At 70.8% G+C, this 8,417-nt stretch carries 7 protein-coding genes and 1 pseudogene; 4 read left to right on the top strand and 4 right to left on the bottom strand.

Annotation, left to right across the window (positions count from 1 at the left end; all coding sequences use genetic code 11):
* A pseudogene (locus K6I34_RS25715) lies at positions 1 to 186 on the bottom strand (hypothetical protein); the annotation flags it as partial.
* Positions 187 to 303: 117 nt separating this feature from the next.
* Here K6I34_RS25715 and K6I34_RS25710 point away from each other — a divergent pair.
* Both K6I34_RS25710 and K6I34_RS25705 read left to right on the top strand, forming a co-directional pair.
* Positions 304 to 1,338, top strand: coding sequence for an adenosine deaminase (locus K6I34_RS25710; protein WP_229328947.1), 1,035 nt, complete (start codon positions 304 to 306; stop codon positions 1,336 to 1,338).
* Between the two features lie 172 nt (positions 1,339 to 1,510).
* The gene (locus tag K6I34_RS25705; protein WP_229328945.1) at positions 1,511 to 2,224 is read left to right on the top strand and encodes a glycerophosphodiester phosphodiesterase; all 714 of its coding nucleotides are present in this window, start codon (positions 1,511 to 1,513) and stop codon (positions 2,222 to 2,224) included.
* Positions 2,225 to 2,365: 141 nt separating this feature from the next.
* Here the strand turns inward: K6I34_RS25705 and K6I34_RS25700 are convergent, their stop codons facing one another.
* The 3 genes from K6I34_RS25700 to K6I34_RS25690 all read right to left on the bottom strand — a co-directional run bounded on the left by K6I34_RS25700 (position 2,366) and on the right by K6I34_RS25690 (position 6,327).
* Positions 2,366 to 3,256 carry a hypothetical protein gene (locus K6I34_RS25700; protein WP_229328942.1) on the bottom strand — a complete coding sequence of 297 codons (891 nt, stop codon included), beginning with the start codon at positions 3,254 to 3,256 and terminating at the stop codon, positions 2,366 to 2,368.
* A 197-nt stretch (positions 3,257 to 3,453) separates the two neighbouring features.
* Positions 3,454 to 4,617, bottom strand: a complete 1,164-nt coding sequence (locus K6I34_RS25695; protein ID WP_374231011.1) for a spermidine/putrescine ABC transporter substrate-binding protein — start codon at positions 4,615 to 4,617, stop codon at positions 3,454 to 3,456.
* A gap of 258 nt (positions 4,618 to 4,875) precedes the next feature.
* On the bottom strand, positions 4,876 to 6,327 hold the full coding sequence (locus K6I34_RS25690; protein ID WP_229328938.1) for a gamma-aminobutyraldehyde dehydrogenase: 1,452 nt from the start codon (positions 6,325 to 6,327) through the stop codon (positions 4,876 to 4,878).
* A gap of 190 nt (positions 6,328 to 6,517) precedes the next feature.
* Here K6I34_RS25690 and K6I34_RS25685 point away from each other — a divergent pair, with 190 nt between their 5' ends.
* Both K6I34_RS25685 and K6I34_RS25680 read left to right on the top strand, forming a co-directional pair.
* A complete protein-coding gene (locus K6I34_RS25685) occupies positions 6,518 to 7,006 on the top strand; it encodes an Lrp/AsnC family transcriptional regulator (protein ID WP_229328936.1) in 489 nt (162 codons plus the stop codon).
* Positions 6,991 to 8,370 carry an aspartate aminotransferase family protein gene (locus K6I34_RS25680; protein WP_229328934.1) on the top strand — a complete coding sequence of 460 codons (1,380 nt, stop codon included), beginning with the start codon at positions 6,991 to 6,993 and terminating at the stop codon, positions 8,368 to 8,370. Before K6I34_RS25685 ends, K6I34_RS25680 begins: the two co-directional genes overlap by 16 nt.
* Positions 8,371 to 8,417: the final 47 nt, after the last annotated feature.

The following is an 8,417-nucleotide window of genomic DNA, read 5'->3' as shown; positions in this document are numbered from 1 at the left end:
CCCCGGCGCGGTGGGCGGGACGGCGGCGCGCTGCCCGGGCACGGGCGGCGCCGCGGGCTTGTCCAGCGGCACCCGCCGCTCCGGCGGAGCCCAGGGGTCGCGACCGCGCGACTCCGGCTGCCCGTCGGCCACGGCTCCCGCGTCGGCTTCCGCGTCAATCCCGTTGTCGGACCCCTTGTCGGACATAGTCCTCCCCAGTCGGTTCCCCGTCATGCTACGGCCTGTGTACGGGGTCCGTACCCGCCCCCGTGTCCGCCCCGCATACGATGATCGCCCTGTCGACCGCGCAGTCCTGGAGGCCTCATGTCCGTTCTCGACTCGTTCATCGCCGGGCTCCCGAAAGCGGAGTTGCACGTCCATCACGTCGGGTCGGCGTCACCGCGGATCGTCGCCGAGCTGGCCGCGCGGCACCCCGATTCCCCGGTGCCCACCGACCCCGAGGCGCTCGCCGACTTCTTCACGTTCCGCGACTTCGCGCACTTCGTCGAGGTCTACCTGTCCGTGGTCGACCTGATCCGGGACGCCGAGGACGTACGGCTGCTCACCTACGAGGTCGCCCGGGACATGGCCCGGCAGAACATCCGCTACGCCGAGCTGACGGTGACCCCGTACAGCTCGACCCGGCGCGGCATCCCGGACGCGGCCTTCGTGGAGGCGATCGAGGATGCCCGCAAGGCGGCCGAGTCCGAGCTGGGCGTGATACTCCGCTGGTGCTTCGACATCCCGGGCGAGGCCGGCCTGGAGGCCGCGGAGGAGACGGCCCGGATCGCCTGCGAGCTCAAGCCGGAGGGCCTGGTCTCCTTCGGGCTCGGCGGCCCGGAGATCGGGGTGCCGCGGCCGCAGTTCAAGCCGTACTTCGACCGGGCCATCGCGGCCGGGCTGCACAGCGTCCCGCACGCGGGCGAGACCACCGGCCCGCAGACGATCTGGGACGCCCTGACCGACCTGCGCGCCGAGCGGATCGGCCACGGCACGAGCGCGCCGCAGGACCCGAGGCTGCTGGCCCACCTCGCGGAGCACCGCATCCCCCTGGAGGTCTGCCCGACCTCCAACCTGGCCACCCGGGCGGTGACCGACCTGGAGCGGCACCCCATCAAGGAGATGGTCGCGGCGGGCGTCCTGGTCACCGTCAACAGCGACGACCCGCCGATGTTCGGCACCGACCTCAACCGGGAGTACGGGGTGGCCGCCCGGCTGCTGGGACTCGACGCCCGGGGCGTCGCCGACCTGGCCAAGAACGCCGTCGAGGTGTCCTTCATGGACACGGCGGCCAAGGCGGCCCTGAGCGCGGAGATCGACGCCTACACGGCGAGCCGCCTGGACACGCTGCGCGGCTGATCCCGCACGGCGTCATGACGGCAGGGTGCCGGACGTGCCGGAACAGCCGGACGTGCCAGACGTGCCGGATGGGCCGGGCCTGCCGGATGGGCCGGGCCTGCCGGATGGGCCGGGCCTGCCGGAACAGCCCGTTCCGGCCCCGGCGCCCTGCCACTGCCGCCACAATGGCCCCATGCCCACCGCGCACGCCATGAACGCCGCCGCCCCCGCCGCCTGTGTCGCCGTCGCCCACCGCGGCGACCCGTACGTCCAGCGGGAGAACACCCTGCCCTCGATCAGCTCGGCGCTGCGGGCGGGAGCCGGGGCGGTCGAGGTCGACGTACGCCTGACGCGGGACGGCGTGCCGGTGCTGCTGCACGACGCGACGCTGGAGCGGCTGTGGGGCCAGCCCCGCGCCCTGGGCACACTCTCCGCCGACGAGCTGCGCGAGCTGACCGGCGGCGGCGTACCGACGCTCCGGGAGGCCCTGGCAATGCTGCCGGCCTCCGACGGGCAGCGGCTCTTCATCGACCTGCCCGACCCCGCGGCGGCGGAGGCGGCCGTGGCCGAGGTCCACGCGAGCGACGCGGCCGGGCGCGTCTACTACTGCGCCGGGGCGGAGTCCATGCTGGCCGTCCGCGGCGCGGACCCCGAGGCCGAGATCGCCCTCACGTGGACCACGCTCGCCCCGCCACGCGCGGCCCTCCTCGACCGCGTACGCCCCCGCTGGCTCAACTACCGCTTCGGCCTGATCACCCCCGCCCTCGTCACCCGCAACCACGCCGACGGCTACCTGGTGTCCGCGTGGACCCCCGACACGCGCTACACGATGCGCCGCCTTCTCGCCGCGGGCGTCGACTCCATCACGACGAACCGCGTCGCGGTGTTGCGCGCGCTGCTCGCCTGAGCCCCGGGTGCCGCGCCCCGTAAGGGGCGCGGGGAACTGCGCGACCAGCCAAAAACAACCCGCAGCCGCCCACGAAGCACAAGAGGCACCCCATTAGGCGCGGGGGCCCGGGGGCGAAGCCCCCGGTGGGCGAGCCAAAACCTAACGGCTCCCCACCGGCTCCCAAGGATTCGTCAGCATCGCGTCATCCCCTATCGGCAACCCACTGGCCCACCCGTGCTCCGGATCGCTCACCGAGAACTCCCGCGGCGTGAGGCACCCCAGCCGCAGCCCCTCCGAAGCCGACCGCGGCCCGGCTCCCTGCCCGTAAGCGCCCGGCACGAGCACCCCGACCCGGTACGGGACGGCCGCCGCCCCCGGCCGCGGCTCCTGGCCCCTCTCGGCGAGCGAAGCCGCGTAGTGACCCGGCGAGTTGACGGAGATCGCCACCCCGCCGGGCATGCGGCGCTCGTGGTGCGGCCCGCCGTGCGCGCCGGTGAAGAGCATCCTGGTCCCGGCCTTGAACAGCGCCGTGCCCCCGTTCGCGCGGCGCAGCGGCAGCGCCTCCGCGTAGACCGTGTCGTACTCGACGGGCGCGCACTCGGAGAGGTAGACGCCGGCCAGGGCGAGGCACAGCTCGCCGAGCCGGCGGCCCGGGCGGGCGTACGCGAGCCTGGGGTGGGTGAAGACGATCAGGAAGGCGCTGCACTCCCCCGCGATGGCCCGCCGTTTCCAGGCCGCCCGTGCCGTCCACACCTTGGCGGCGAGGTGTTCGTGGCCGCGGGCGAGGTCGTCCTCCCCGATCCAGCAGAGGTCGACGCTGCCGGGCTTGGCGGCGTTCGCCCCGCTCTCGATCCGTTCCACGAACCGGCCGAACGAGCACGGTTCCGCGCCGTCCAGCCAGGCCCACAGGACCGCTTCGCGCTCCTCGCGGCCGGCGCCCGGCGCGAACATCCCCTCGTGCGCGGTGTCGATGTCCGGCCCGAACCGGGTGCCGGGCGCGACTTGCGGGAGGGCTTCCAGGGCCTCCGTGACGGAGGGCTGCGTGGGCATGCCGAAACTGTTGCCGTCCAGTGCGATCACTCCCCCGGTACTGCACGCCGACGATTGCTCAACGATTTCGTCAGTCTGACCACGGGCGAGATCACCGGTCAAGACCGGAACCGACGACGGAATCCGCGGTGGAGGATGCGCGAGGAAACAGAATCGGCCAACCTCAACGCCCCAGCACCTGGGCCCCGTTGAGCCTTCTACAGGCCCACGATCTCGTTCCACTCCTTGGTGAAGCCGGGGCGCTCCTTGGCGCTCATGTCGCGCGCGGTGGCGAGTCGCGAGCGCATCTCGTCGGTGGGGAAGACCAGCGGATTCCCGGCGAGTTCCGCGAGTTCCTTGTCCTTGGAGGCGGCCAGCACCTCGCGTGCGGCGGGGACCGGGCAGACGTAGTTGACCGCGGCGGCCAGCCGGGCCGCGACGTCGGGCCGGTAGTAGTAGTTGATCAGGTCTTCCGCGGCACTCTTGTGGGCGGCCAGGTCGGGGATCATCATGCTCTCCGCCCACAGCTCCGCGCCCTCTTCCGGGACGACGAACTTGATGTCGGGGTTGTCGGCCTGGAGCTGGATGATGTCGCCCGAGTACGCCTGACAGGCCAGGACGTCCCCGGAGGAGAGGTCCTTGATGTAGTCGTTGCCGGTGAAGCGGCGGATGTGGCGCTTGCGGACCAGGTCGCGGAGCTGGTCGGTCATGCGGTGGAAGTCGTCGGCGGTCCAGCGGGTGACGTCGGCACCGTTGCCCTGCATGAGCAGCGAGAACGCCTCGTCCATCCCGGCGAACAGGGTGACCCGTCCGCGCAGGTCGTCCTTCCACAGGTCGGAGGTGTGCCGGATCTCGCGGCCGAGCTTCCTGCGGTTGTAGGCGATGCCGGTGATCCCGGACTGCCAGGGCACGGTGTGCAGACGGCCGGGGTCGAAGGACGGCTTGCGCAGCAGCGGGTCGAGCTGGCGGGCCACGTTCGGCTGCCGGGAGCGGTCCATCTCCTGGACCCAGCCCAGCCGCACGTAGCGGGCGCACATCCAGTCGCTGACCACGACGATGTCCCGGCCGGTGGGCTGGTGGTTCATCAGCGCGGGGCTGATCTTCCCGAAGAACTCGTCGTTGTCGTTGATCTCCTCGGTGTACTTCACCGAGTACCCGCTGGCCTTCTCGAAGCCCTCCAGGGTGGGGCGGCGCTCGGGGTCCTTCTCGTCGGTGTCGATGTAGAGGGGCCAGTTGGCGAAGACGAGCCGCTTGTCGCTTTCCGAGCGGTCCTTCGCCGTCCGGTCCCGCGGCGCGACGTACGCGGCGGGGACGCCGCAGCCGGCGAGCGCGGCGGCGCCGGCGCCCGCGCCCAGCGTGCGCAGCAAGGACCGGCGGGACAGGGTCTTCACGGGGCTCACTCGCATTTCGGCAGCATGGCGGGTCGGATCTTCGCGGGCAATGTACGGCCTGTCCGGGAGCGGCTCTCCTGCCCCGACACCTTGACGGGCCGGGCCGCCGTCGTCTCCACCGGGCTCGTGGCCAAGGGGACCGATGATACCCATCGCCCCGGGAACGGCGACGGGCCGCGGTCCCGCCGGAGATCCGGCGGGACCGCGGCCCGTCATGGCGCCCGTCGTGCGGCTCGCCCGCTTGTTCGCTCAGCCCAGCGAGGTCATCACGTGCTTGATGCGCGTGTAGTCCTCGAAGCTGTAGGAAGAGAGGTCCTTGCCGTAGCCGGACTGCTTGAAGCCGCCGTGCGGCATCTCGGCGACCAGCGGGATGTGGGTGTTGATCCAGACGCAGCCGAAGTCCAGCCGCTTGGACATCCGCATGGCCCGCGCATGGTCCTTGGTCCACACCGACGAGGCCAGCGCGTACGTGACGCCGTTGGCGTAGGAGACGGCCTGGTCCTCGTCCGTGAAGGACTGGACGGTGATGACGGGGCCGAAGACCTCGCGCTGGACGATCTCGTCGTCCTGCTTGAGCCCGGAGATCACGGTGGGGGCGAAGAAGTAGCCCTTGTCCCCGACCCGGTGGCCGCCCGCCTCGATCGTGGCGTGGGCGGGCAGCCGCTCGATGAAGCCGGACACCTGCTTGAGCTGGTTGGCGTTGTTCAGCGGCCCGTAGAGGACGTCCTCGTCGTCCGGCAGGCCGGTCTTGGTGTCGGCGGCGGCCTTGGCGAGCGCGGCGACGAACTCGTCGTGGATCGACTCGTGCACGAGGACGCGGGTCGCGGCCGTACAGTCCTGGCCCGCGTTGAAGTAGCCCGCGACGGCGATCTCCTCGGCGGCCTTGGCGACGTCGGCGTCGTCGAAGACGACGACGGGCGCCTTGCCGCCCAGCTCCAGGTGGACGCGCTTGAGGTCCTTGGAGGCGGACTCGGCGACCTGCATGCCCGCGCGGACGGAGCCGGTGATCGAGGCCATGGCGGGCACCGGGTGCTCGACCATCAGGCGGCCGGTGTCGCGGTCGCCGCAGATCACGTTGAAGACGCCCTTGGGGTGCCCCAGTTCCTCCAGCACGCCGCCGATGATCTCGGCCATCAGCAGCGTGGAGGCGGGCGTGGTGTCGGAGGGCTTGAGGACGACGGTGTTGCCCGCCGCGAGCGCCGGGGCGAACTTCCAGGTCGCCATCATCATCGGGTAGTTCCACGGGGCGACCTGCGCGCAGACGCCGATGGGCTCCCGGCGGATGATGGAGGTCATGCCGTCCATGTACTCGCCGGCGGAGCGGCCCTCCAGCATCCGGGCGGCGCCGGCGAAGAAGCGGATCTGGTCCACCATCGGCGGGATCTCTTCGCTGCGGGTGAGGGCGAGCGGCTTGCCGGTGTTCTCGGACTCGGCGGCGATCAGCTCCTCGGCGCGCGCCTCGAAGGCGTCGGCGATCTTGAGCAGGACCTTCTGGCGCTCGGCGGGCACCAGGTCGCGCCAGACCGGGAAGGCCTCCTCGGCCGCCGCCATGGCGGCGTCGACGTCCGCGGGACCGGACAGCGGGGCGGTGGCGTACGCCTCGCCGGTGACGGGATTGACGACCTCGGTGGTACGCCCGTCGGCGGCGTCCCTGAATTCCCCGGCGATGTAGTTGCGAAGACGACGCGGCTCGGTGGTCACGTGCGCCACCCCTTCTGTTCGGCTGTTCGGTGTCCGATGGGTGAGACATCCCAAGCCTAGTCAGTGAGGCCACGTTTTCGACATACCCAACCAGCAAAAACAACGGAATCAGTGACTCAAGTGGCGATCCACAACGAATTTCATCGCACAAGGGTTGCCACACAGACGAGTCCCATGCACAGTGGTTCCCGTGGCCACACGTAGCGCAGACAAGAAGAGCGTGCCGAACACGCCCCCGCTGGACGCCGTCTCCCTGGCGATCATCGAACAGCTCCAGGAGGACGGCCGCCGCCCCTACGCCGCGATCGGCAAGGCCGTCGGGCTCTCCGAGGCGGCCGTCCGGCAGCGCGTGCAGAAGCTGCTCGACCAGGGCGTGATGCAGATCGTCGCCGTCACCGACCCGCTCACCGTGGGTTTCCGGCGGCAGGCGATGGTCGGCATCAACGTCGAGGGCGACCTCGACCCCGTGGCCGACGCCCTGACCGCGATGGACGAGGTGGAGTACGTGGTGATGACCGCGGGCTCCTTCGACCTCCTGATCGAGATCGTCTGCGAGGACGACGACCATCTCCTCGAAGTGATCAACAAGCGCGTCCGGACCCTCCCCGGCGTGCGCTCCACCGAGAGCTTCGTCTACCTCAAGCTCCGCAAGCAGACCTACACATGGGGAACCCGATAGCCGTGAGCAAGGACCTCTCCCAGACGGCGTACGACCACCTGTGGATGCACTTCACCCGCATGTCGTCGTACGAGAACGCCCCCGTGCCCACCATCGTGCGCGGCGAGGGCACCTACATCTACGACGACAAGGGCAAGCGCTACCTCGACGGTCTCGCCGGTCTTTTCGTGGTCCAGGCGGGCCACGGCCGCGCCGAGCTCGCCGAGGCCGCCGCCAAGCAGGCGCAGGAACTGGCCTTCTTCCCGGTGTGGAGCTACGCCCACCCCAAGGCCGTCGAACTGGCCGAGCGGCTCGCCCACTACGCGCCCGGCGACCTGAACAAGGTCTTCTTCACCACCGGCGGCGGCGAGGCCGTCGAGACCGCGTGGAAGCTCGCGAAGCAGTACCACAAGCTCACCGGCAACCCCACCAAGTACAAGGTGATCTCCCGGGCCCTCGCCTACCACGGCACCCCGCAGGGCGCCCTGTCCATCACCGGTCTCCCGGCCTTCAAGGCCCCGTTCGAGCCGCTGGTGCCCGGCGCGCACAAGGTGCCCAACACCAACATCTACCGCGCCCCGGAGTACGGCGACGACCCCGAGGCCTTCGGCCGCTGGGCCGCGGACCAGATCGAGCAGGAGATCCTCTTCGAGGGCCCCGACACCGTCGCCGCGGTCTTCCTGGAGCCGGTGCAGAACGCGGGCGGCTGTTTCCCGCCCCCGCCCGGCTACTTCCAGCGGGTGCGCGAGATCTGCGACCGCCACGGCGTGCTGCTGGTCTCCGACGAGGTCATCTGCGCCTTCGGCCGCCTGGGCACGATGTTCGCCTGCGACAAGTTCGGCTACGTGCCGGACATCATCACCTGCGCCAAGGGCATGACCTCGGGCTACTCCCCGATCGGCGCCGCCGTCGTCTCCGACCGGATCGCCGAGCCGTTCTTCCGGGGCGACAACACCTTCCTGCACGGCTACACCTTCGGCGGCCACCCGGTCTCCTCGGCCGTCGCCCTGGCCAACCTCGACATCTTCGAACGCGAGGGCCTCAACCAGCACGTGCTCGACCACGAGGCGGCCTTCTTCGGCACGCTCTCCAAGCTGAACGACCTGCCCATCGTCGGCGACGTCCGGGGCAACGGCTTCTTCTACGGCATCGAGCTCGTCAAGGACAAGGCCACCAAGGAGTCCTTCACCCCCGAGGAGTGCGAGCGGCTGCTCTACGGCTTCGTCTCGAAGAAGCTCTTCGAGAACGGCCTCTACTGCCGGGCCGACGACCGCGGCGACCCGGTCATCCAGGTCGCGCCGCCGCTGATCTCCGGTCAGGCCGTCTTCGACGAGATCGAGCAGATCGTCCGCGGCGTCCTCACGGAGGCCTGGACCAGGATCTGATCCGGCCACGGGCGGGCACGCCCCCGGTGCTCCGGGGCCGCCCGCCC

Source organism: Streptomyces sp. UNOC14_S4 (assembly GCF_020740835.1).
Lineage (GTDB): Bacteria > Actinomycetota > Actinomycetes > Streptomycetales > Streptomycetaceae > Streptomyces.
Note: the sequence above shows the minus strand (reverse complement) of the source record. Positions and strands in the feature narration are given on the sequence as shown.

Bases quoted from the DNA above. Each gene is read 5' to 3' on its own strand.
- K6I34_RS25710 (WP_229328947.1), top strand. From the start codon at position 304: ATGTCCGTTCTCGACTCGTTCATCGCCGGGCTCCCGAAAGCGGAGTTG.
- K6I34_RS25705 (WP_229328945.1), top strand. From the start codon at position 1,511: ATGCCCACCGCGCACGCCATGAACGCCGCCGCCCCCGCCGCCTGTGTC.
- K6I34_RS25700 (WP_229328942.1), bottom strand. From the start codon at position 3,256: ATGCCCACGCAGCCCTCCGTCACGGAGGCCCTGGAAGCCCTCCCGCAA.
- K6I34_RS25680 (WP_229328934.1), top strand. From the start codon at position 6,991: ATGGGGAACCCGATAGCCGTGAGCAAGGACCTCTCCCAGACGGCGTAC.